The 24314-nt window shown below is 68.9% G+C and carries 18 protein-coding genes and 1 pseudogene; 14 read left to right on the top strand and 5 right to left on the bottom strand.

Features of this window, described 5'->3' with window-relative positions; all coding sequences use genetic code 11:
- Positions 1–23: 23 nt before the first annotated feature.
- From MBR110_RS27960 to MBR110_RS27945, 4 genes are all read right to left on the bottom strand, one after another.
- Positions 24–515 carry an Lrp/AsnC family transcriptional regulator gene (locus tag MBR110_RS27960; RefSeq protein WP_011880485.1) on the bottom strand — a complete coding sequence of 164 codons (492 nt, stop codon included), beginning with the start codon at positions 513–515 and terminating at the stop codon, positions 24–26.
- 86 nt (positions 516–601) lie between these two features.
- Entirely contained in the window at positions 602–2002 is a 1401-nt protein-coding gene (locus tag MBR110_RS27955) for an aspartate aminotransferase family protein (protein ID WP_176043965.1), read from the bottom strand.
- Positions 2003–2160: 158 nt separating this feature from the next.
- Positions 2161–3087: a 2-hydroxyacid dehydrogenase gene (locus MBR110_RS27950; RefSeq protein WP_181709562.1), complete on the bottom strand. Its 927-nt coding sequence runs from the start codon at positions 3085–3087 to the stop codon at positions 2161–2163.
- An 8-nt stretch (positions 3088–3095) separates the two neighbouring features.
- Positions 3096–3956, bottom strand: coding sequence for a GNAT family N-acetyltransferase (locus MBR110_RS27945; RefSeq protein ID WP_011880482.1), 861 nt, complete (start codon positions 3954–3956; stop codon positions 3096–3098).
- A 422-nt stretch (positions 3957–4378) separates the two neighbouring features.
- On the opposite strand from MBR110_RS27945, the gene MBR110_RS27940 reads away from it, so the two are divergent.
- The 3 genes from MBR110_RS27940 to MBR110_RS27930 all read left to right on the top strand — a co-directional run bounded on the left by MBR110_RS27940 (position 4379) and on the right by MBR110_RS27930 (position 9222).
- Positions 4379–5047, top strand: coding sequence for a haloacid dehalogenase type II (locus MBR110_RS27940; RefSeq protein ID WP_011880480.1), 669 nt, complete (start codon positions 4379–4381; stop codon positions 5045–5047).
- A gap of 167 nt (positions 5048–5214) precedes the next feature.
- Complete coding sequence (locus MBR110_RS27935) at positions 5215–6753, top strand: methyl-accepting chemotaxis protein (protein WP_045579826.1); 1539 nt, start codon at positions 5215–5217, stop codon at positions 6751–6753.
- Positions 6754–7329: 576 nt separating this feature from the next.
- Complete coding sequence (locus MBR110_RS27930; RefSeq protein ID WP_011880478.1) at positions 7330–9222, top strand: methyl-accepting chemotaxis protein; 1893 nt, start codon at positions 7330–7332, stop codon at positions 9220–9222.
- 110 nt (positions 9223–9332) lie between these two features.
- Here MBR110_RS27930 and MBR110_RS27925 read toward each other — a convergent pair.
- Positions 9333–9679 (bottom strand): annotated as a pseudogene (locus MBR110_RS27925) (PLP-dependent aminotransferase family protein); the annotation flags it as partial.
- A gap of 534 nt (positions 9680–10213) precedes the next feature.
- Here MBR110_RS27925 and MBR110_RS27920 point away from each other — a divergent pair.
- From MBR110_RS27920 to MBR110_RS27870, 11 genes are all read left to right on the top strand, one after another.
- On the top strand, positions 10214–11800 hold the full coding sequence (locus tag MBR110_RS27920; protein ID WP_014726136.1) for an ABC transporter substrate-binding protein: 1587 nt from the start codon (positions 10214–10216) through the stop codon (positions 11798–11800).
- A gap of 79 nt (positions 11801–11879) precedes the next feature.
- Entirely contained in the window at positions 11880–12833 is a 954-nt protein-coding gene (locus tag MBR110_RS27915; protein ID WP_011880472.1) for an ABC transporter permease, read from the top strand.
- 29 nt (positions 12834–12862) lie between these two features.
- A complete protein-coding gene (locus tag MBR110_RS27910; protein WP_014726135.1) occupies positions 12863–13819 on the top strand; it encodes an ABC transporter permease in 957 nt (318 codons plus the stop codon).
- Positions 13819–15693, top strand: coding sequence for an ABC transporter ATP-binding protein (locus tag MBR110_RS27905; protein ID WP_176300101.1), 1875 nt, complete (start codon positions 13819–13821; stop codon positions 15691–15693). Before MBR110_RS27910 ends, MBR110_RS27905 begins: the two co-directional genes overlap by 1 nt.
- Before the next feature lie 212 nt (positions 15694–15905).
- Positions 15906–17183 carry an NAD(P)/FAD-dependent oxidoreductase gene (locus MBR110_RS27900; RefSeq protein WP_059457773.1) on the top strand — a complete coding sequence of 426 codons (1278 nt, stop codon included), beginning with the start codon at positions 15906–15908 and terminating at the stop codon, positions 17181–17183.
- An 82-nt stretch (positions 17184–17265) separates the two neighbouring features.
- Positions 17266–17733 carry a helix-turn-helix domain-containing protein gene (locus MBR110_RS27895; protein WP_226184336.1) on the top strand — a complete coding sequence of 156 codons (468 nt, stop codon included), beginning with the start codon at positions 17266–17268 and terminating at the stop codon, positions 17731–17733.
- A gap of 232 nt (positions 17734–17965) precedes the next feature.
- Positions 17966–18700 carry a cupin domain-containing protein gene (locus MBR110_RS27890; RefSeq protein ID WP_181709561.1) on the top strand — a complete coding sequence of 245 codons (735 nt, stop codon included), beginning with the start codon at positions 17966–17968 and terminating at the stop codon, positions 18698–18700.
- A 2-nt stretch (positions 18701–18702) separates the two neighbouring features.
- Positions 18703–20028 (top strand): NAD(P)/FAD-dependent oxidoreductase, encoded by a 1326-nt coding sequence (locus MBR110_RS27885; protein WP_181709560.1) that lies wholly within the window; start codon positions 18703–18705, stop codon positions 20026–20028.
- 142 nt (positions 20029–20170) lie between these two features.
- On the top strand, positions 20171–21448 hold the full coding sequence (locus tag MBR110_RS27880; protein ID WP_059990740.1) for an NAD(P)/FAD-dependent oxidoreductase: 1278 nt from the start codon (positions 20171–20173) through the stop codon (positions 21446–21448).
- Entirely contained in the window at positions 21445–22914 is a 1470-nt protein-coding gene (locus MBR110_RS27875) for an aldehyde dehydrogenase family protein (RefSeq protein ID WP_181709559.1), read from the top strand. Before MBR110_RS27880 ends, MBR110_RS27875 begins: the two co-directional genes overlap by 4 nt.
- A gap of 29 nt (positions 22915–22943) precedes the next feature.
- Positions 22944–24170, top strand: a complete 1227-nt coding sequence (locus MBR110_RS27870) for a M20 aminoacylase family protein (RefSeq protein WP_404842413.1) — start codon at positions 22944–22946, stop codon at positions 24168–24170.
- The last annotated feature ends 144 nt before the right edge of the window (positions 24171–24314 follow it).

Genomic DNA, 24314 nt, shown 5'->3' with positions numbered 1-24314 from the left:
TGGAGGCTGCTGCGCGCCCGCCGTCAGTGGCGTTCGCCGAACAGCGATTCGAGCGGGTAGTGCCGTTTGACGAACGGCGATTTGATGATCACGTAACTGAAATACTTCTCGATGCCGATGTTCTGCTCGAGCAGCCCTTCGACGATCGTCTGGTAATGGCTCACGCTGCGCGTGATGAACTTCAGCAGATAGTCGTAGCCGCCGCTCGCGAGGTGGCACTCGACGATTTCATCGACGTTGCGGATCGCCGCGACGAACCGGTCGAAGTCTTCGCGCCGGTGGTCGGCCAGCGTGACTTCGGTAAATACCACCTGCACGTCGCCGAGCTTCTCGAGCTGGATGTGTGCGCCGTAGCCGCCGATGTAGCCGGCCTTCTCGAGCCGCTTCACGCGGATCAGGCACGGACTGGGCGACAGCCCGACCGCATCGGCGAGCTCGACGTTGGTCATGCGACCGCGCTTTTGCAACTGGGTGAGGATGCGCAGGTCGATGCGATCCAGCTTGCTGTCCGTCATGTTCACGTGAGAGGGCAAAAATGGAATGTCCGGTTACTTTAGAGTCGAACGATGGCCGCCACAAGCCCGGCTTTCCCTCGTCCGGCTCAGGCCGGCTGCGCGTGGGCGGCGTCGAGCGCGCGTTGCACGCCCGGGTCGGCCAGCACGTCGTCGAGCGTCTTGCGCACGCGTTCGAACATCAGGTCGAATTCTCCCGCGGTGAAGCTCAGCGCCGGCGCGAAGCCGAGCACGCCGTCGCCGAACGCGCGAAACACCACGCCGTTCGCGTACGCGGCCGCGGCGATCTTGTCCGGCACGTTCAGCGCCGGGTCGAAGCGCGTCTTGCGCGCCTTGTCGGCCACCAGCTCGAGCGCGCCGAGCAGACCGGCTGAGCGCGCGTCGCCGACGAGCGGATGCGCGCGCAGCGCGTCGAGCCCCGCGGCGAAGCGCGGCGCCTGCGCGCGGCCGTTCGCGAGCAGCCCGCCCTCGTGATAGAGCTTCAGCACCTCGAGGCCGATCGCCGCGCTGACCGGGTGCGCGGAATACGTATGACCATGGCCGACCACGGCCGATTCGGTACGGCTGCCGGCGAGCCCCTCGTAGATTTCGTCGGACATCAGCACCGCGCCCATCGGCGCGTAGCCGGCGGTGAGCCCCTTCGCGACGGTCATCAGGTCCGGCTCGACGGATTCGGTTTCGCACGCGAACAGCGGGCCGGTGCGGCCGAAGCCCGTGATCACCTCGTCGGCGACGAACAGGATGCCGAGGCGCCGGCACGCGTCGCGCATCGCCTTCAGCCAGCCCGCCGGCGGCACGATCACGCCGCCCGAGCCCTGGATCGGCTCGCAGAAGAACGCGGCGACGTTGTCGGCGCCGAGCGCCGCGACCTTCGCCTCGAGCGCGGCGACCGAGGCGGCGATCAGCGCCTGCGGGTCGTTGCCGAGCGGATGGCGGTACGGGTAGGGCGACGGGATATGGTGCTGATCGGCGCGCGGCAGATCGAAATGACGGTGGAACGCGGGCAGCGCGGTCAGGCCGGCGCCGATCGACGACGAGCCGTGATAGCCGCGCTCGAGCGCGATCATCTGCTTCTTCGACGGGCGGCCGGTCGCGTTGAAGTAATGCGTGATGAAGCGCACCGCGGAGTCGACCGCGTCCGAGCCGCCGAGCGTGAAGTACACGCGGTTCAGCGACGGCGGCGCGAGCGCGGCGAGCCGTTCGGCGAGTTCGATCGCCGGCTGCGAGCCGAAATGGAAATAGCCGGTCGCGTAGGGCAGCTTCGCCATCTGCTCGGCGGCGGCCTTCACGATGCTCTCGCGGCCGTAGCCGACGTTCACGCACCACAGGCCCGAGAACGCGTCGAGCAGCGTATGGCCGTCGCCATCGCGCAGGAACACGCCGTCGGCGGATTCGAGCACGGTGACGCCGCGCGCTTCGTGCGCACGATAGTTGACGACGGGATGGATCAGATGTTGACGATCGGCTTCGATCAGCGCGGCTTGGTTCATGGCGGGGCGGGGTTCTCGTCGGGTGTCAGCGATGAGTTCATGCTACCGGGCGAGAATTCCACATGCGTCTTCAATTTGCGGGCGGAAACGTATGGAGACGGCGTTTGCGCGGGGCGCTTCGGCATTTTCTGCTGCGCGCCCCGCGGGGCAGGCGCGCGTCAGTAGCCGCGCGCACGATCGACGACGCCGATCATCGGTTGTCCCGCGCGATGGCGCGCGAGGTTGGCGAGCACGGCGTCGACCGCGCCGTCGGGCCGCGTCGCGCTGGCGATGTGCGGCGTGATCCGGATGCGCGGGTGCGTCCAGAACGGATGGCCGGCCGGCAACGGTTCGGGGTCCGTCACGTCGAGGATCGCGCTGTCGAGGCGGCCGCCGTCGAGCGCGTCGAGCAGCGCGCTCGCGTCGAGCTGCTCGCCGCGGCCGACCTGCACGAGCGACGCGCCGGCCGGCAGCGCGTCGAACACGCGCGCGCCCAGCAGCCCGCGCGTGGCGTCGGTGAGCGGCAGCAGGCAGATCAGAATGTCGGCGCTGGCCAGGAACACATCGAGCGCCGCGTCGCCCGCGTAGCAGTCGACGCCGTCGAGCGCGCGCGGCGTGCGGCTCCAGCCCGCGCAGGGGAAGCCGAAGCGCCGCAGCGTGTCGAGCACGGCCTGGCCGAGCGTGCCGAGGCCCAGCACGCCGACGCGCCGCGACGCGGCCGCGCGCACGGGCTTCTCGCGCCACACTTGCGCGCGCTGTTGGGCCGCGTAGTCGAACAGGTCGCGATGGATCGTCAGCACGGCCTGCGTCACGTATTCGACCATCCCTTCGACGATGCCCGGCTCGATCATCCGCACGACCGGAATATGCGCGGGCACGCGCGACAGGTCGAACTGGTCGATGCCGGCGCCCACCGAGAAGATGACCTCGAGATTCGGCAGCAGCGCGGCCGGGTCGTCCGGCGGCTGCCAGGCGGCGAGATAGCGGACGGCCGCGGCGTCGCCGAGGTCCGGCCAGATCCGGAACGCGAGGTCCGGCGCCCGTTGTGCGAAGCGCTGCGCCCATTGCGCGCCGCGCACCGGGTCGGCTTTGTACAGGAAGCTCATCGCGCGGCTCAGCCGAGTGCCTGATTGACGATCGCGAACGCGCGCAGCGCCGGGTCGCGCTCGGGCGCCGCGCCGCGCGCCATCGCGACGACGGTATCGACGCGCGGCAGGCCGAGCCCCTGCAGCCAGTCCGACAGCCCGCTATCGCCCGGTACGTCGAGGCGCACGAACATGCCTTCGTGCAGCGCGAGCCAGTGGCTGATCAGCGCCTGCGCACGCAGCGCATCGGGTGCGATCACGGGGCCGATCACGTGGCCGCGGCCGAAGCGGCGGAACAGCGCGAACCCGAGCAGTTCGCCGTCGCGGTCGAGCGCGATGCCGTTGGCGACGTCGAGCAGCGCGTCGATCACCGTGCCGCGCGCATGGCCGGCGGCGCGCGACGCGAGCGCCGCGAGGCGCGGCCCGTCGTTGACGCCGAGCGGGCGCAGGCGTTCGCCGGGCGGCAGCGAGATCAGCGGCGGCTGGAACGCGGCGCCCTGATGCTGGTCGATGGTGCCGATCGCTGCGAAGCCGAATTTCACGTAGAGCGGTTCGCCGGACGGCGTCGCATGGAGGAAGATGGTGCGCGCGCCGAGGCTGTCGATCACGCGTGCGAGCAGCTCGCGGCCGATGCCGCGGCCCTGCTGCTCGGGCGACACGATCACCATGCCGAGCGACGCGCAGGCGTCGTCGAAGCGCCAGCCGAGCGCGGTGCCGACGACGCCCGATTCGTCCTCGGCGACGAAGCCGCTGCCGAGCTGGAATGCGAAGCGCCAGTCCTCGACGCGGTGCGGCCACTTGACCGCCTCCGACAGCCGGTGCGCGGCGCTCAGGTCGGTTTCGGCGAAGGGGCGATAGGTAAGCGTGCTGGAAGGGTTGAGGTCGGACACGCCGGACTCCGGATGGATGGGAATGACCCGCTCACTCTGCCAGCGCGGTTGCCGCGCGGATAGGACGATTCGCCTGTTTTGCGGCGACGGCCGCCGCGCCCGCGAGATCGACGCAAACCCGCTCGATCCGTGCTAACGAACGCGCGGAGCGTGCCGGCGAGGGCCGCCAATCCGACAGCTCCTGCTGTGCGAATGCCACTACGATGACGGCATGGTGGCGCTGCCGCTTGCAGAACGGCTCGCCGAACCGCCCGCCTGCCGGCCGCGCCGCAGATCGTGCTGCACGCGCCCGGCAACACGCGGCGATTCTGCCTTTTGAGCGGCGCCGAACGATGCGCGAACGACTTTTTGCCTTGATTCAATTTCGTTGAACCCAGCCCGTCCCCGGCCCTGCCGGGGCTTCACACCGACAGGACGTCACCATGATCCAGTTTGAACCCAAGTTCATCACCTTCGACTGCTACGGCACGCTGACCCGTTTCCGGATGGCCGACATGGCGCGCGAGGTCTACGGGGACCGGCTTTCGCCGGTCGCGCTCGAGGACTTCGTGCGCGCGTTCGCCGCGTATCGGCTCGACGAGGTGCTGGGCGCATGGAAGCCGTATCGCGACGTCGTCGTCAACGCGATCCGCCGCACCTGTGCGCGGATCGGCGTGAAGTTCGACGAAGCCGAGGCCGAAAGTTTCTATCTGGCCGTGCCGACGTGGGGCCCGCATCCGGACGTGCCGGCCGGGCTGTCGCGGCTGGCGAGCAAATACAAGCTCGTCATCCTGTCGAATGCGTCGGACGACCAGATCATGAGCAACGTCGACAAGCTCGGCGCGCCGTTCCATGCGGTGTTCACCGCGCAGCAGGCGCAGTCGTACAAGCCTCGGATGCAGGGCTTCGAATACATGTTCGACAAGCTCGGCTGCAAGCCCGAGGACGTGTTGCACGTGTCGTCGAGCCTGCGCTACGACCTGATGACGGCCGAGGATCTCGGCATCAAGCACAAGGCGTTCGTGAACCGCGGCCACGAGCCGGGCACGCCGTTCTACAACTACTACGAAGTCTCGGACATCGGCCATCTCGCGACGCAGCTCGGCCTGTGAGCGACGCGCGCGCCTGCGCCGGCAGGCGGCGCGCCATGCAGGCGGCCGCTTGCATGGCGCGTGCGCTCAACGCACGGATCGAGGGTAAATACCGATAAGGACTCATTCAAGATGGGGCCGGTCGAGCCGATATATGTACCAGATGGTTAATATATCGAGGCCCCCGCATGAAGTTGTCCACGAAACTGCTGCTGCTGGTCGCCGCGGCGCTGCTCGGCGTCGTGTTGCTCGCCGCGATGTCGCTGTACACGCTGCGCGACGCGCTGATCGACAGCCGCCGCGACGAGATCGTGATTCTTCTGACGAAGGCCGAGCATCTGGTCGATTCGTACCGCGCGATGCAGGCGAACGGCACGCTGACCGCGGAGCAGGCGCAGCAGCAGGCCAAGGCCGCGCTGTCGGCGCTGAATGCGAATTCGAAGAGCTACTTCTGGGTCACGACGTCGGACGGCGTCAATCTCGTGCATCCGAACGCGAAGTTCATCGGCACCCGCGCCAAGGGCAATCGCACGACCGGCGGCCTGTCGGACAGCGACGCCTACCGCGAGGGGATGGCGCGCGACCACTTCGCGCTCGTCGACGTGCTGATCAAGCGCAGCCCCGACGCCGACCTTGAGCCGAAACTTCAGGGCGTGGTGGCCATTCCGGACTGGAACTGGTGGATCGGCACGGGCTTTTTCTACGACGACATCAACACCGTGTTCAGCCGGCTCGCGTGGGTGCTGGGCGGGATCACGCTGGTGATCGCCGCCGCGCTCGCGGCGATCGCGTGGGGCGTGCTGCGCAGTGTCAGGCGCACGCTGGGCGGCGAGCCGGCCCATGCGACGCAGATCGCCGCGCGCATCGCCGCCGGCGAGCTGGACGTGCAGTTCGACACCGCCGACGCGGCGCCGGGCAGCCTGCTCGTCGCGCTCGGCGACATGAAGGCACGGCTGACCGAGACCATCGCCGACATCCAGGCGACGACCCATTCGATCGCCGTTGGCACCGGCGAGATCGCGCAAGGCAATCTGGACCTGTCGCAGCGCACCGAGGAGCAGGCGGCGTCGTTGCAGCAAACGGCCGCGAGCATGGAACAGCTCACGTCGACGGTCAAACAGAACGCCGACAACGCGCGGCAGGCCGATGCGCTGGTGACCCGCGCGAAGGAGGCGACCGAGCTGGGCGGCGCGGCCGTGCAGGAAGTCGTCGAAACGATGCGGCAGATTGCCGATGGGTCGGTGCGGATCGCCGACATCACCGTCGTGATCGAAAGCATCGCGTTCCAGACCAACATTCTTGCGCTCAATGCCGCGGTGGAAGCGGCGCGGGCCGGCGAGGAAGGGCGCGGGTTCGCGGTCGTGGCGGCGGAGGTCCGCTCGCTGGCGCAGCGCAGCGCGGCGGCCGCGAAGGACATCAAGGGATTGATCGACGCGTCGGTCGAGCAGGCCGGTAGCGGCAGCCGGCTCGTCGAGGCGGCGGGCACGCGCATGACGGAGATCGTGCGGTCGATCGACCGGGTGGCCGCCATCATGGGCGAGATATCCGCGGCATCTGCGGAGCAGAGCACCGGCATCGAACAGGTCGGCCTGGCCGTCGCGCAAATGGACGAAGTCACCCAGCAGAATGCGGCGCTGGTCGAGCAGGCAGCTGCGGCCGCGTCGTCGCTCGACGAACAGGCGGCGCGGCTCAGGGCGGCGGTGGCGGTGTTTAGGGTGGCGGCTTGATGGGGGTGGGGCGGGTGCTGCGTGCGGCTAGCACGTGCATCCGGCGATAGCCATATCGGCGCTTCTGCGCGGCGATGGCCATCATCCGGCCAGTCAGCGCTTCGTCGTCAACTCGGCGACGTGATTCGTAGCGGCACGGCTCCGCCCGCTTCAGGCCAGCCTCGGCTTCCTTCAAGATGCCGATGATTTTGCTCTTCGGTGAATCGCTTTTTCATTGCAGTTCCTCTCTGGAACGGACCCTACACCGCGTCACCGTACTAAACGCCGGGAGCAGGTCGCTCGGAAGAACAGAAGAACGGGGCGCTCGAGCACTACGTCAATCACGGGCGCTGCTTCACTTTCACTGCTTCGGTCTTCGACATGGGGTTCCCTCGACCTTTCATATCATGCTCCACGGGGGCATGAATCGGGACCTCCGTCGCATCTATGCCGACTACGAGCCATTGCACCCGGAACATCTCTGTAAGGGTTTTCCCGCCCCTCAAGAAAATTCAAGGCCTTGTCGAAAATACGTCTGCCGGGTGGGCTGTTGATGCTGTTTCCGGGGCCGTCAAACCAATCCTCTGAAGAATCGGAATGAAAGTATCGAATTCGATCGGTTTCAAGATCAACCTTGCGTTCGGTACTGCGCTGGTTCTCAGCGTCGCCGTGCTGGCGACCGTCGGCGCGCTGAATGTGCGCCACCAGGCCGTCAGCGAGTTCGAGCAATCGAGCCAAGCGCGCATCACACAGGCTGACGGCTCGCTCGACGGAACCTTCAGCGAAGTCGAGCAAAACCTCACGTATCTCGCACAAACCCCCGAGTTGACGTCGGCCGACGCCACCATCACGAACTATCTGACCCACACCGGCAAGATGACGCCTGACAGCAACGGTGGCGTCGAGCAGCGCATCTTCACGGTACTCAAGCAGTTCGGCGACGCGCACCCCAACATGCGCTACCTCGATATCGGCACGCACTGGGGCGGTTACGTGCAGTGGCCGTTGGAAACCATGAACGGCGACCACTACGATCCCCGTCAGCGGCCGTGGTATACCGCCGCCATGGCAACCCCCGACCGCGTGGCGCGGCCCGCGCCGTACCTGAGCGCGGCGGGCTCCGGCGGCGCAATCATTCCGTTCGCGCGGGTGGTCAAAAACGCCGGCGGCGAAGTGCTGGGCGTGCTCGAGGGTGACCTCTCCCTCGAAGGCTTCGCCAAGCTCACCAGCGGCATCCGCTTCGGCCAGAGTGGTTATCTGATCGTGACCGACAACAACGGCAAGGTGCTGATCGATCCGCGCGACAAGAGCCACGAATTCAAGGAATTCAAGTCGCTCGGCGGTGGCTACGACCAACTCGCGTCCGCCGCCGACGGCCGCGCTGTCGTGACGATCAACTCGACCCGCTACCAGGCCTATGCCTACACGTCGCGCAAAAACGGGTGGCGTTACTACGCGCTCGAGCCGGAGGCGGAGATGATGGCTGCCGCGAACCGGCTAACCTTCCAGCTGGTCGGCACGGGCGCGCTGGTGATCGTGATCGCGCTGTTCGCGATGGTCGTGCTGAGCCGGCAAATCGTGGTACCGCTGCGCACGCTCGCGGATTCGATGCACGAGATCGCGGTCGGCGACGGCGACCTGACGCGGCGTCTGCCGGTCGTCAACAGCGACGAGGTCGGGCTGCTCGCGGGCCGCTTCAATGCATTCGTCGAGAAGCTGCACGGCGTGCTCGTCAAGGTGTCGTCGAGCATCAATCATCTCGAAACCGCCTCGCGCGAAGTCTCTTCTGGCAACAACGACCTATCTGCCCGAACCGAGCAGCAGGCCGCCTCGATCCAGCAGACCGCGGCCAGCATGGAGCAACTGGCCAGCACGGTGCGGGAGGCCGCCGATCGCGCCAAGCACGCCAACGCGATCGCGTCCGGCGCCGTCGCCACCGCGTGCCGCGGCGACGAGGCGGTGGCCGATGCCGCGAAAACCATGCTGGCGGCCGTGAACGAATCAGAGCGCGTCATCGGCATCGTCGGGATCATCGAGGGTATCGCGTTCCAGACCAACATCCTGGCGCTCAACGCAGCAGTGGAATCCGCGCGGGCCGGCGAGAGCGGCCGCGGCTTCGCGGTAGTCGCCTCCGAAGTGCGCAACCTCGCGCAGCGCTCGACCAGCGCGGCGAAGGAGATCAAGGCGCTGCTCGAAACCTCGGTCAGCAACGTGCGCGAAGGCGCCAGCCAGATCGGGCTGGCCGGCAAGACCATCGCGGAACTTAACGCGGCGGTGGGCAACGTCGCCCAGATCACCACCGAAATTTCGGCTGCGGCCGAGGAGCAGAGCCGCGCCATCGACGAGGTCAACCAGGCGGTCGCGTCGATGGACCAGAACACACAGCAGAACGCGGCGCTCGTCGAGGAAATCGCGGCGGCGTCCGAATCGCTGAGCGTGCAGGGACGCGACCTGCACGCGACGGTCGGCTTCTTCCGGCTACAAACATGACCCTGCCGCTCGAGACAGATCTGGATGCGGCGGTGACCGGTGACGACTTTAATTCGCGACGTGCAACTCGTGAATCGACGACCGCCCTCCGCAACACCGGTCAGCCAGCATCAGATCGTCCCGAACAGCGCTCTCGGACGGTCTTTGAGCGTCGCAGTCAACAACCTTGACGCACTCACCAGTTGATCACGGCTCGTCGCGCACGCGAGGTTGATGCGCACGCCGTGCTCGATCTCCGAACGGTCCACGGCAAACGCCGACGACGGCATCACCACCACGCCGCGCGCCTTCGCGTTGGCGGCGAAATCGTCAGCACGCCACGGCGGCGGCAACTCAAGCCATACGAACATGCACGCCGGATCCTGGCGCGCGCGAATTCAGCAAGCTGTGCGTCCATGATGTGACGCGCGGTGCCGTCCTCGATCCAGATTGACGCGATCAGGCACGTCACGCTCGCATCTCGTGCGTATCCCGCACGCATTCAGCCCGTACCCGAGACCAAGCCCGTATCCAGGCCCGGTACCACGTCGCCCCCGCCCTCGGCCAAACCCGCCTCGCCCGAAGCCCCATTTTCGTCTGCTGAATCTCCCCCCGCCGCCGCACCGCCGCCCGCCCGCACATTCCACTCAAACATGCCGTTTGCGCGCGCCAAACGCGTTTCGGACGCCGAATCCTCAATTTTGTCGGTGCAATCTGCCGCGCGTGCCGCTTTACGATTCCCTTCATCGGCATGCGCGGCGCGAGCGCGACGCCCGGGCGCCCATCACCCGGCGACGCGCGCAGGCATGCAGCAATTCATGCTGCGCGGGCGGTCCAAAACGGTCGATTCGTATCGTGCGGCCGGCCCGAATCGCGACAAACCGCATTTTGGCGGTGCTTAAATGAATTGCAACTGCACGACGTCGTACCCGCCACCAGCATGCGGGCGCGGCGGGATTCGACAACCACGCTGGACCCCAGGACCCACTTTCCACAGTCAGGAGCAGTTCGGATGAACGACGATATCGACAACGGCAGCGGCAAGGGCGGCTTCACGCGCCGCGACATGATGCGGGTCATGGCGGCGAGCGGCATGATGGCCGTCGGCGGCGGCGGACTGCTGCTCGACGCGCAGTCGGCGTTCGCCGCGCCGGCGCCCAAGCGCGGCGGCAAGATCCGGGTTGCGAACGAATCCAGCTCGACGGCCGATACGCTCGACCCGGCCAAGGGCTCCACAGGCGCCGACTACATTCGCTTCTTCATGTTCTACAGCGGCCTCACGCAGCTCGACGCGAGCCTCACGCCGCAGATGAACCTCGCCGAGTCGCTCCAGACGACCGACGCGAAGACCTGGATCATCAAGCTGCGCAAGGGCGTCACGTTCCACGACGGCAAACCGGTCGGCCCGGCCGACGTGGTGTTCTCGCTGCTGCGCCACAAGAACGCCGCGACCGCATCGAAGGTCAAGCCGCTCGCCGACCAGTTCGCCGACGTGAAGGCGAGCGGCCCCGACGAAGTCACGTTGACGCTCGCCAGCGCGAACGCCGACCTGCCGGTGATCCTCGCGACGCCGCAGCTCGTGATCGTCAAGGACGGCACCACCGACTTCAGCGCCGGTATCGGCTGCGGCCCCTACAAGCTGAAGTCGTTCAAGCCCGGCGTATCGACCATCGGCGTGCGCAACGACAGCTACTTCAAGCCGGGCATGCCGTACCTCGACGAGATCGAGATGATCGGCATCAGCGACAGCGCCGCGCGCCTGAACGCGCTGCTGTCGGGCGACGTGCACCTGATCAACGCGATCGATCCGCGCTCGACGCAGCGCGTCGCGTCGACGCCCGGCTATGCGCTGAAGGAAACCAAGTCGGGCCTGTACACCGACCTGATCATGCGCAGCGAGAACCCGATCACCGCGAATCCCGATTTCGTCGAAGGGATGAAGTACCTGTTCGATCGCGAGCAGATCCGCTCGGCGGTGTTCCGCGGCTACGCGGTGATCGGCAACGATCAGCCGATCCCGCCGGGGCATCGCTACTTCAACGCGTCGCTGCCGCAGCGCCCGCACGATCCGGACAAGGCGAAGTTCCTGTTCCAGAAGGCCGGCGCGCTCGGCGCCACGCTGCCGCCGATCTACGCGACCTCCGACGCGAACGGCTCGATCGAGATGGCCGTGCTGCTCCAGCAGGCCGGCGCGAAGATCGGGCTGAACCTGCAGGTGAACCGCGTGTCGCCGGACGGCTACTGGTCGAACCACTGGATGAAGCATCCGCTCGGCTTCGGCAACATCAACCCGCGCTCGAGCGCCGACGTGCTGTTCACGCAGTTCTTCAAGTCGGACGCGCCGTGGAACGAGTCGGGCTGGAAGAACGCGAAGTTCGACCAGTTGCTGCTCGCCGCGCGCTCGGAAACCGACGACGCGAAACGCAAGCAGATGTACGGCGAGATGCAGGTGCTCGTCGCGCAGCAGGGCCGGGTCGGGATTCCGTCGTTCATCAGCTTCCTCGACGGTTACGACAAGCGGCTCTCGGGCCTCGGCTCGATCCCGACCGGTCCGATGATGGGCGGCATGTTCGCCGAGCACGTCTGGTGGAACGCCTGACGCCATTGCCTGCCGCCGCCGTGCGGCCGGCGCCGCTGAGCGCGCCGGCCGCACGCGGCCTTTCCGGGAACGCAAGCCCATGAACCGAATCCTGCTCGGGCTGATCGGCCGGCGCATCGCGGTCACCGCGCTGACGCTGCTGATCGTGTCCGCGATCATCTTCACGATCACGAACCTGCTGCCGGGCGACGCCGCACAGGCCGCGCTCGGCCAGTCCGCCACGCCCGAGACGGTCGCGGCGCTGCGCCAGCAGTTCGGCCTCGACATGCCGGCGCACGTGCGCTATCTGCATTGGCTCGGCGGCCTGCTGCACGGCGATTTCGGCCGCTCGCTGTCGGGCGACCTGCCGGTGTCGGAGATGATCGGCGGACGCCTGCCGAAGTCGCTCGCGCTCGCCGCGATCACGACGGCCGTGTCGGTGCCGATCGCGCTGCTGCTCGGCATCGTCGCGGCGGTGAAGCGCGAGTCGGTGGTCGATCGCGTGATCAGCCTCGGCACGCTGGCGCTGGTCGCGACGCCGGAATTCCTGATCGCGACGGTGGCCGTGCTCGTGCTGGCGGTGAAGCTGCACTGGCTGTCCGCGCTGTCGTACGGCGGCCCGATCGACGGCATGCACGACTTCCTGCGCGCGTACGCGATGCCGGTGCTGACGCTGTGCGCGGTCGTGATCGCCCAGATGGCGCGCATGACGCGCGCCGCGGTGATCGAGCAGCTGAGCGCGTCGTACGTCGAGATGGCCGTGCTGAAGGGCGCGAGCCCCGCGCGCGTCGTGCTGCGCCATGCGCTGCCCAACGCGATCGGCCCGATCGCGAATGCGATCGCGCTGAGCCTGTCGTATCTGCTCGGCGGCGTGATCGTCGTCGAGACGATCTTCAACTATCCGGGCCTCGCGAGCCTGATGGTCGATGCCGTCGGCAACCGCGACTTCCCGCTCGTGCAGGCGTGCACGCTGATCTTCTGCGTCGCCTATCTGCTGCTCGTGCTGTTGGCCGATCTGTGCTCGATCGTGTCGAACCCGCGCCTGCGCACCTGAGTGTTTCGCTTTCTTCCGAGATGCCGATCATGCAACCGACCGACTCCGTTCAACGCAGCAGCACGCTGCCGCCGTCCGGCGACCCGCGCCCGTCGCGCGGCGGCCCGCCGCCTGCCGCGCCGACGCCCGGCGCGCCGCGCAAGCGTCGCGCGCCGCGCCTCGCCCTGACCGGCGGCGGCCGCGCCGGCCTCGCGATGGTCGCGCTGATGCTGTTCATCGCGGTGTTCGCGCCGCTGCTCGCGCCGCACGACGTCGGCACGATCGTCACGCCCGACGTGTTCGCGGCGTTCAGCGCGAAGCTGCCGTTCGGCTCCGACTTCCTCGGCCGCGACATGCTGAGCCGCATCCTGTACGGCACCCGGCTGACCGTGCTGCTCGCGCTCGCGGCGGTGCTGCTCGCCGCGCTGACGGGCACGACGCTCGGGCTGCTCGCGACCGTGTCGGGCCGCGCGGTGGACGAGACGATGAGCCGCCTGCTCGATGCGCTCACGTCGATTCCGTCGAAGATGTTCGCGCTGATGCTGGTGGCCGCGTTCGGCTCGTCGCTGCCGCTGCTGGTGCTGACCGCCGCGGTCAGCTACATGCCGGGCTCGTACCGGATCGCGCGCGCGCTGGCCGTCAACATCAGCACGCTCGAGTTCGTGCAGGTGGCGAAGGCGCGCGGCGAAAGCGCGCTGTACATCGCGTGCGTCGAGATGCTGCCGAACATGATCCATCCGATGCTGGCGGACACCGGGCTGCGCTTCACGTTCGTCGTGCTGCTGCTGAGCGGCCTGAGCTTTCTCGGGCTCGGCGTGCAGCCGCCGTACGCGGACCTCGGCTCGCTGGTGCGCGAGAACATCGCGAGCCTCGGCGACGGCTCGGCCGTCGCCATCATGCCCGCGGTCGCGATCGCGATCCTGACGGTGGGCGTCAACCTGTTGATCGACGGCCTGCCGCACCGCGGCCGCCGCAAGGGCGCGGCCGCGGCCGCGGGAGAACACTGATGCGAGATGAATCGACTCCGCTCGTCGAGGTGCGCGGGCTGCGCGTGGTCGGCGGACGTCCGGGCGGCGCGGAAACGACGATCGTGCACGGCGTCGACTTCGACATCCGGCGCGGCGAGGTGCTCGCGCTGATCGGCGAGTCGGGCTCGGGCAAGACGACGATCGCGTTGTCGCTGATGGGCCATGCGCGCGCGGGCTGCCGGATCGCCGGCGGCTCGGTGAAGTTCGACGGCGCCGACGTCTGCACGCTGTCCGCGCCGGCGCTCGCGGCGCTGCGCGGCCGCAAGGTCGCGTACATCGCGCAGAGCGCGGCGGCCGCGTTCAACCCGTCCCGCACGATCCTCGATCAGGTGATCGAGAGCGCGCTGATCCACCGCACGATGACGAAGCGCGTTGCGCAGGCGAAGGCGGTCGAGCTGTTCCGCGCGCTCGCGCTGCCGGAGCCCGAGACGATCGGCAGACGCTATCCGCACCAGGTGTCGGGCGGTCAGTTGCAGCGGCTGATGGCGGCGATGGCGCTGATCACCGATCCGGAGCTGGTGATCCTCGACGAGCCGACGACCGCGCTCGACGTGACCACGCAGATCGACGTGCTGCAGGCGTTCAAGCGCGTGATCCGGGATTGCGGGATGAGCGCGGTGTACGTGTCGCACGATCTGGCGGTGGTCGCGCAGATGGCCGACCGGATCGTCGTGCTGAGCGACGGCGTGATCCGCGAGGCGGGCGCGACCGAACAGATCCTGCATGCGCCGGCCCATCCGTATACGCAAAGCCTGATCGCGGCCGTCACGCCCGACGGTGCCGCACGCGAGCCGCAGGCGCCGGCCGCCGCGCCGGCGCCGCTGCTCGACGTGCGCGGCGCGATCGCCGGCTACGGCGCCCGTAACGCGCAAGGCTGGCCCGCGAAGGTGATCCTGCATGAGGTCGACCTGCGCATCGGGCGCGGCCAGACGGTCGGCGTGATCGGCGAATCGGGCTCCGGCAAGACCACGCTCGCGAAGGTGATCGCGGGGCTCGTGCCGGCGACGGCCGGCCAGATCCTGCTCGACGGCCAGCCGCTCGCGCTCGACATCGGCAAGCGCTCGAAGGAGCAGCACCGGCGCGTGCAGATCGTGTTCCAGAACGCCGATACCGCGCTCAATCCGGTGCATACCGTCGAGCGGACGCTCGCGCGGCCGCTTGCGTTCTATCACGGCATCAAGGGCGCGCGCGCGAGGCAGCGCGTCGCCGAACTGCTCGAACTCGTGCGGCTGCCGCCGGCGGTCGCCGCGCGCCGCACCGGCGAGCTGTCCGGCGGACAGAAGCAGCGCGTGAACCTCGCGCGCGCGCTGGCGGCCGAGCCCGACCTGATCCTGTGCGACGAGGTCACGTCGGCGCTGGATACGGTGGTCGGCGCCGCGATCATCGACTTGCTGCGCGATCTGCAGGCGAAGCTCGGCGTGTCGTACGTGTTCATCACGCACGACATCGCGAAGGTGCGCGCGATCAGCGACGACATCGTCGTGCTGTACGCGGGCCGGCGCGTGGAGACGGGCAGCCGCGACGCGCTGTGCGCGCCGCCGTACCACCCGTATTCGCACCTGCTGGTGTCGTCGGCGCCGGAACTGCGCGCGGGCTGGCTCGACGTCGCTGCCGAGCGCTGCCATCGGCCGCTCGTGCTGATCGGCGCGAGCGCCGACGATGCCGGCCTGTGTCCGTTCCTGTCCCGCTGCGCGATGCGGGTGGACGGCGTGTGCAACCTCGCCGCGCCGCCGCTGCGCACGCTCGGCAACGGCGCGCAGGTGCTGTGCCATCGCAGCGAGGAAGATCTCGCGCGATTCCAGGCCGAGCCGCAGCCCGAAGGCGCCGTGCTGGGGCAGCCGGTGCGGCTGTAGCGATGTGTATGTCGCGCCGGCGGCTCGTGACTCACGGCTCATGGCCGATGCAGATGGACGCTGCGCACAGTGTGCTGCGGCGGTCGTGCAAAACGATGCAACCGGCGCGTGCCGCGCACGAATACGCGGCAAATGCGCTTTTTGACGGTGATTAAATGGTTTCCGGTGAGCGATCGCCGATCGCGTCCGCCGCAATGTTCGAGAAGGATCGGATGAAATTCGAATCGTACTGGCTGGATACTCGTCCGCCGTTTCATGCCGGCTGCGAAGGCCCCGTCGACGGGCGCGCCGACGTGGTCGTGATCGGCGGCGGCTTCACCGGTCTGTCGGCGGCACTTGCACTGGCGCAGCGCGGCGTCTCGGTCGTCGTGCTGGAAGCCGCGCAGATCGCCGGCGAAGCGTCGGGACGCAACGGCGGACAGTGCAACACCGGCGTCGCGCAGGACTACGCGTCGCTGGCCGCGCGCATCGGCGCGGAGCCGGCGCGGCAGTTCTATCGGGCATACGAGAGCGCCGTGAAAAGCGTCGAGGCGCTCGTCGCCGAACACGCGATCGATTGCGATTTCCGGCGCGCCGGCAAGCTCAAGCTCGCCGCGAAGCCGCAGCATTTCGCGGCGCTGGCGAAGACGTACGACGCGCTGCGCCGCGACGTCGATGCCGACATCGAGCTGATCGAGCCGTCGCGGGTGCGCGACGAGATCGGCTCCGACGGTTTCCACGGCGGGCTGTTGCAGCACAACGGCGTGCAGATGCACATGGGCAAGTTCGGCGTCGGCCTCGCGCAGGCGGCGGCACGGGCGGGCGCCCGCATCTACGAGCACGCGGCGGTCACGCAGATCGAGCGGCTCGGCGGCGAGCGTCACACGATTGTCAGCACGCGCGGCACGATCGTCGCCGACCGCGTGCTGGTCGCGACCGGCGCATCGCAGCACGGGCCGTTCGCGTGGTTCCGGCGGCGCATCGCGCCGGTCGGCAGTTTCATCGTCGTCACCGAGCCGCTGCCCGACGCGCAGCTGAACCGGCTGTTCGTGCATCGCCGCGCGTACGTGACGTCGCGCCAGATCGGCAACTACTTCCGCGTCACGCCCGACAACCGGCTGCTGTTCGGCGGTCGCGCCCGCTTCGCGATGTCGAGCCCGCGCTCCGACGCGAAAAGCGGAGAAATCCTGCGCGCGGGCCTCGCCGGCTATTTCCCCGAGCTGGCGGCCGTGCGGCTCGATTACTGCTGGGGCGGGCTGGTCGACATCACGGCCGACCGGCTGCCGAGGGCGGGCCAGCACGACGGGCTCTACTACTCGATGGGCTACAGCGGTCACGGTGTGCAGATGGCCGTACACATGGGCCGCGTGATGGCCGACGTGCTGTACGGCGCGGCCGCGTCGAATCCGTGGCGCGAGCTCGACTGGCCGGCGATGCCGGGCCATTTCGGCCACGCGTGGTTCCTGCCGTTGGTCGGCGCCTATTACCGGATGCAGGACTTCCTGCACTGAAGCGAATGCCGCAAGGACTGGATATGACCGCACGATTCGTTTGTCCGCCCGCCGCGTGCGCGGCCGCATGAGGACCGCGAGCATGGCGACCCTGTTTCCCGCTGCGCCCGAACGCGACGCAGCGCGCGCCCGGCGCGCGCCGTATTCCGCGCCGTGTTCCGTATCGCCCGCGATCGGCGACGTGCTGCGTACCATCGACGCGTCGTTCGCGCAGCCGCTGAACCTCGACACGCTCGCGGCCGTCGCCGGCCTGAGCGTGTCGCGCTTCACCGCGCGCTTTCGCGGCGAAGTCGGCCTGTCGCCGCATCGCTATCTGTGCCTGGTGCGCGTGCGGCGCGCGCAGGAGCTGCTGCGCGCGGGGCTGGCGCCGTCGGTCGTCGCGACCGACGTCGGCTTCTTCGATCAGAGCCATCTGTGCCGGCATTTTCGCCGCGTGCTCGGCGTCACGCCGCGCGACTACGTGGGCGCGCGGCAGGACGGCGCGGCGCTGCGCGCGGCGCCGCGGCACGCGCGCGCCGAGCGCCGCGACACGCCGTGTCACGTTGCATAGGCGCGTGTCGCGACGGGAGGTGCGGGCACGTCTGCCGCATTAACTGGCGCTTAACGATGGTTTTGTGAGGCGTTAATCCGAGAGGCGAACCGACGCGACACAATGGTTCGCAAGTGGCGCAACCGCGATCGAGTGCGCCGAGGGGTGTGCGGACCCGACGTCCGCAAACGCATATTTTGCAACACGCGCGACCGCTGGGCTGCCACGTCGTCGCGCATCGGCTGGAGCAGAAATGACCGCAGCTTACGTATTGCACCGCGCCGACGGCACGGCTGACACAACCGCGTTTCACCAGCAGGCGTTCGGCGAGCACGACCCGTTCGCGCGCCAGCGCGAGATCGCGTGGGAAGGCCCCGACGCGATGGCGGCCGGCCGGATCGGCTTCGTCGGCGAGCTCGACGTCGCGCGTTATCCGCACGTCGAAAGCATCGTCGTCGTCGAAGGCGAGCTGACGCTCGACGCAGCGGGCAGCGCCCGCCTGGTGCTGGGGCCGGGACAGGGTGCGGTCATCGGCGCCGGCACCGCGCTGCGCATCGGCGCGGCGTCGCCGGTGCGGCTCGTGTTCTGCGCCGCCGCGTGCCCGCAACCGACCAGGCGCGGCCTGATCGCGCTGCGCGCCGACGCCGACTTCAAGCCGTCGGCGTCGCTGCCGCCCGACGTGCTGCTCGGCCCCGCGCCGGCCTGCCGCAGCGACAACGTGTTCGTCGAAGACGGCATCGGCCACTGCGCGGGCACCTGGGATTCGACGCCGTATCACCGGATCGTCCGGCCGCATCGCGTCAACGAATTCATGTTCCTGCTGGCCGGCAGCGTGCGCTTCGCCGCGCCCGACGGCAGCGTGCTGACGCTCGGCGCCGGCGACGCGCTGTTCGTGCCGCGCGGCGCGCCGATCGGGTGGGAAAGCCGCGAGCACGTGGCCAAGTTTTACGTCGTGCAGAACGTCAACGCATCAACCGAACGGAACTGAACATGTCGCCTCCGCTGCGCCAAATAGAAACGTCGCCGACGCTGCCGGCCGAAGCAGATGTCGTCGTGATCGGCGGCGGCATCATCGGCGTCTTCACCGCGTACTACCTCGCCCGGCGCGGGGTGTCGGTCGCGCTGGTCGAGAAGGGCCGTATCGGCGCCGAGCAATCGAGCCGCAACTGGGGCTGGTGCCGGCAGCAGAACCGCGACGAGCGCGAGCTGCCGATGGCGAGCAAGAGCATCGACCTGTGGGAGCGCTTCGCTGCCGAATCGGGCGAGGACACCGGCTTTCACCGCTGCGGGCTGCTGTACCTGAGCAACGACGAGGCCGAGCTGTCGCGCTGGGCGAGCTGGGGCGAATTCGCGAAGACGGCGGGCGTGACGACCTACATGCTCGACAGCAAGCAGGCCGGCGAGCGCGGGCGCGCGACCGGGCGTGCGTGGAAAGGCGGCGTGTTCTCGCCGAGCGACGGCACTGCCGACCCGGAGAAGGCCGCGCCGGCCGTCGCGGCCGCGCTGATGAAGCTCGGCGGCAGCGTCCACCAGCACTGCGCCGCGCGCGGCATCGAACTGGCGGCCGGGCGCGTCGCGGGCGTCATCACGGAGGCCGGCGTCATCAAGACCCGCAAGGTCGTGCTCGCCGGCGGCGCGTGGGCGTCGTCGTTCTGCCGGCAGCTGAGCGTCCGGTTCCCGCAGGCGTCGATCCGCCAGTCGATCCTGAGCGTGTCGCCGGTCGAGCAGGCGCTGCCGGGCGCGCTGTATACGTCCGGTGTGTCGGTGACGCGCCGCAGCGACGGCCGCTACGCGCTGGCCATCAGCGGCCGCGCGCGCGTCGACCCGACCGCGCAGTTCCTGCGCTTCGCGCCGCAGTTCGTGCCGATGTTCGCGAAGCGCTGGCGCAATCTTCTGCCGGGCGGCCTCGAAGGCGTGCGCGGCGGCCACGAAACGCTGAAGCGCTGGCGTCTCGATGCGCCGACGCCGATGGAGGCCGTGCGCATCCTCGACCCGAAGCCCGATCTGCCGACGGTCAACGAAACGTATCGCCGCGCGGTCGAGCTGTTGCCCGAGCTGCGCGACGCGACGATCACGCACGCGTGGGCCGGCTTCGTCGACAGCACGCCGGACGGCGTCCCCGGGATCGGCGAACTGCCGGGCGTGCCGGGCCTCGTGCTCGCGGCGGGCTTTTCCGGCCACGGCTTCGGCATTGGCCCCGGCGCCGGGCATCTGATCGCGGATCTCGTGACGGGCGCGCAACCGCTGGTGGACCCGACGCCGTACCGGCCGAGCCGGTTCGCCGATTCCGCGTGGGGCAAGGTCGCCGATTTCTAGGCCGACGCCGGCGGCGTGACGACGCTGCGCATCGTCACGCGCCGTTCGCGCAGGCAGACGATACGACACGGTGCGACGCGATGCGACGCGAACAATGCGCACCATGCCTCGCGGCATGGTGCGGCCGACAATGGAGTGCGTGATGCGTTTCGGTTCCTATTGGCTCGATACGTCCGAGCCCTTCGCGAGCCGCTCGCCTGAGCTGCCGGACGGAATGTGCGACGTGGCGGTCGTGGGCGGCGGGATCACCGGTTCGGCGGCCGCGCTCGCGCTCGCGAAGAAGGGCGCGCGCGTGGTGGTGTGCGAAGCCGGCACCGTCGGGCACGCCGCGTCGGGCCGCAACGGCGGCATGTGCAACAACGGCTTCGCGCAGGACTACGCGATGCTGTCGCAGCGCATCGGCGCCGAGCTGGCGAACCGGCTGTATCAGGCGTTCGACGCGGGCGTCGACATGGTCGAGCGTCTGGTCGAAGAAGAGTCGATCGATTGCGATTTCGTGCGGCGCGGCAAGCTCAAGCTCGCGGCGAAGCCCGCGCACTACGACAAGCTCGTGCGCAGCCAGGCGCTGCTCGCCGCGAACGTCGATCGCGACACGCGCATCGTGACCAGGGCGCAGCTGCGCGACGAGATCGGATCGAGCCGCTACCACGGCGGCTTGCTGTTCGAGAAGAGCGCCGGGATGCACGTCGGCCGGTATGTGCGCGGCCTCGCCAACGCCGCGCAGGCGCGCGGCGCGCACGTCGTTGAACATGCGCCGGTGCTCGGGATGAAGCGCGACGCAGGCGGCGCATACGCGCTGCGCACGCCGCTCGGCGAGATCCGCGCGCGTCAGGTGCTGCTCGCGAGCGGGATCTCGCAGGTGGGGCCGTTCGGCTGGATCCGGCGCAGGATCGTGCCGGTCGGCGCGTTCATCATCGTCACCGAGCCGCTGCCGCGCGAACTGCTCGACCGCCTGCTGCCGACCCGCCGGATGGTCACCGACACCAAGAACTTCGTGAATTTCTTCCGCGTGACGCCGGATCACCGGATGCTGTTCGGCGGGCGCGCGCGTTTCGCCACCTCGAACCCGCGTTCGGACGAAAAGAGCGGACTGATCCTGCGCCGTCAGATGGCCGCCGTGTTTCCCGAGCTGGCGAACGTGCGCGTCGACTACTGCTGGGGCGGCATGGTCGACATGACCGCCGACCGGCTGCCGCGCGCCGGCGAGCGCGACGGCGTGTATTACTCGATGGGCTACAGCGGCCACGGCACCCACATGGCCACGCTGATGGGGACGCTGATGGCCGAGATCATGGACGGACGCGCCGATCTCAACCCGTGGCAACGTTTCGACTGGCCGGCGATTCCCGGCCACTTCGGCAAACCGTGGTTTCTGCCGCTCGTCGGCGCATGGTACCGACTCAAGGACACACTCCAATGACTTCTTACGACCAATCACCGGTTCGTCACCTGCTCGAAGCCGGCCGGCTCGAGCGCTTCTTCATCGACGGCGACTGGGTCGCGCCCGACGGCGGCGGCCGCTTCGCGGTCGTCTGCCCGTCGACGGAAGACACGCTGTGCGAGATCCCGCTCGGCAGCGCGCGCGACGCCGATCGCGCGGTGCAGGCCGCGCGCCACGCATTCGCCGGCTGGGCCGCGACGTCGCCGCAGGAACGCGCGGCGCTGCTCGACCGCGTGCATCGGCTGCTGCTCGAGCGCGCCGAGCGGTTCGCGACGGCGCTCGCGCTGGAGATGGGCGCGCCGCTCGGCTATGCGCGCAGCGCGCACGTGCCGCTCGCCGCCGAACATATCCGGGTCGCGCGCGACAACCTGACCGATTACCCGTTTCGCAAGCAGCGCGGCACGACCGCGATCGTGCGCGAGCCGATCGGCGTATGCGCGCTGATCACGCCGTGGAACTGGCCGATCTATCAGATCACCGCGAAGGTCGGCCCGGCGCTCGCGGCGGGCTGCACCGTGGTGCTGAAGCCGAGCGAGCTGTCGCCGCTCAGCGCGCTGCTGTTTGCGGACGTGCTCGCCGATGCGGGCGTGCCGGCGGGCGTATTCAACCTGGTGAGCGGCACCGGTGCGGAGGTGGGCGCCACGCTGTCGTCGCATCCGCTGGTCGACATGGTGTCGATCACCGGCTCGACGCGCGCCGGCGTGCTGGTCGCGCAGGCCGCGGCGCCGACCGTCAAGCGCGTCGCACAGGAGCTCGGCGGCAAGTCGCCGAACGTCGTGCTGCCCGATGCCGACCTGGAGCGCGCCATCGCGCCGGGCGTGGCCGCCGCGTTCCGCAACATGGGGCAGTCGTGCAGCGCGCCGACCCGCATGATCGTGCCGCGCGGAGCGCTCGGCGCGGTCGAGGCGCTCGCTGTGGCCGCGGCGCAGCGTTGCGTGGTCGGCGATCCGTTCGCCGACGCAACGACGCACGGGCCACTCGCCAATCGCGCGCAGTTCGAGCGGGTCGCGCAGATGATCGACGTGGGCGTCGCCGAAGGCGCGAAGCTGATCGCCGGCGGCCCCGGCCGCCCGGCGGGATGCGAGCGCGGCTTCTATGCGCGGCCGACGATCTTCTCCGACGTGCGCACCGGCATGGCGATCGCGCAGCAGGAGATCTTCGGCCCGGTGCTCGCGATCCTGCCTTACGACAGCATCGACGAAGCGGTCGCCATCGCCAACGACACGGTGTACGGGCTGGGCGCACACGTGCAGGGCGCCGACAGGGAACGCACGCGCGCCGTCGCGGCCCGCATCCGGGCCGGGCAGGTGCATCTGAACTACCCGGCGTGGGACCCGCAGGCGCCGTTCGGCGGCTACAAGCAGTCGGGCAACGGCCGCGAGTACGGCGTCGAAGGGATGGAGGAGTACATGGAGGTCAAGTCGATCCTCGGTTACTACGACTGAAGCCTTGGCCGCGCGACGTCCGCGCGGCGATGCACAATCCCGACCGTCCATCATCGAAGGTGTCGAACTTGGAACACGCCATTCTCTCCGAAGCGTCGCTGAGCGCGCATCGTGCCCACTGGGCGAGCTTGCGCCGCGACCTGCATGCGCATCCCGAATTGCGATTCGACGAGCACCGGACCGCCGACGTCGTGGCCCGCGAACTCGCGGCGCTCGGCTACGCGGTGTCGCGCGGGCTCGGCGGCACCGGCGTGGTCGCGAGCCTGCCCGGCGCCGACCCGCGCCGCGGCATCGTGCTGCGCGCCGACCTCGACGCGTTGCCGATTCGCGAAGCCAACGACTTCGCGCATGCGTCGTGCACGCACGGCGTGATGCACGCCTGCGGGCATGACGGTCATACGGTGATGTTGCTCGGCGCCGCGCGCGTGCTCCGGGAGCTGCCGCAGCTGGCCGGCAGCGTCCACTTCGTGTTTCAGCCGGGCGAGGAAGGCGGCGCGGGCGCGCGCAAGATGATCGACGACGGCCTGTTCGAGCAGTTTCCGACCGAAGCGGTGTTCGGCATGCACAACTGGCCCGGCCTGCCGGCCGGGCACTTCGGGTTGCGCACCGGCCCGATCATGGCCGCCGGCTCGCGGTTCCGCATCACGGTGACCGGCAAGGGCGCGCACGCGGCGCAACCGCATCTCGGCATCGATCCCGTCCCGCTCGCCTGCGCGATGGTGTTGCAGTGCCAGACGATCGCCGCAAGGCAGAAGGACCCGGTGGACCCGGCCGTGATCTCCGTCTGCATGTTCCAGGCCGGCACCACGGACAACGTCATTCCCGACAGCGCCGAGCTGCGCGGCACGATCCGCACGCTGTCGTCCGCGTTGCAGCAGCAGTTGCAGCGCGACGTCCGGCTCATGTGCGAGGCGCTGGCCGGCGCGAGCGGCGCGCGCGCGGACGTCGAGTTCTTTCAGTACTACCCGGCGACGGTGAATACGCCGGCCGAGACGGCCCTGTGCGAGGCGGTGATTCGCGACACCTTCGGCGAGCAGCGCCTGCGCCGCGAGGTGCCGCCGAACATGACGTCCGAAGACTTCGGCTTCATGCTCGAGGAGCGGCCCGGCGCGTACGTGCTGATCGGCAACGCGGCGGACGGTGACGCGGCGCCGGCGCTGCATCACCCGAAATACGATTTCAACGACGACATCATTCCGGCCGGCGTGCGCTACTGGGTGTCGCTGGCGCAGCGGTATTTCGCGCGCGCGGCGTGACGGTGCGCGGCTTCGAACGCGCCGCATTAAACGGCGGCTAACGAACGCTTAAGCGTGCGTTAGCCACAGCAAACACGTCTGTTCCTATAGTGACCGCTGCGAACACGCCGCGCGATGTCGCCGGCGATACGGCAACACAGGCGC

The sequence above is a fragment of the Burkholderia sp. MBR-1 genome, assembly GCF_013822785.1.
Taxonomy (GTDB): domain Bacteria; phylum Pseudomonadota; class Gammaproteobacteria; order Burkholderiales; family Burkholderiaceae; genus Burkholderia; species Burkholderia vietnamiensis.
The sequence above is the reverse complement of the archived record's forward strand: the minus strand, read 5'-3'. Positions and strand labels throughout refer to the sequence as shown.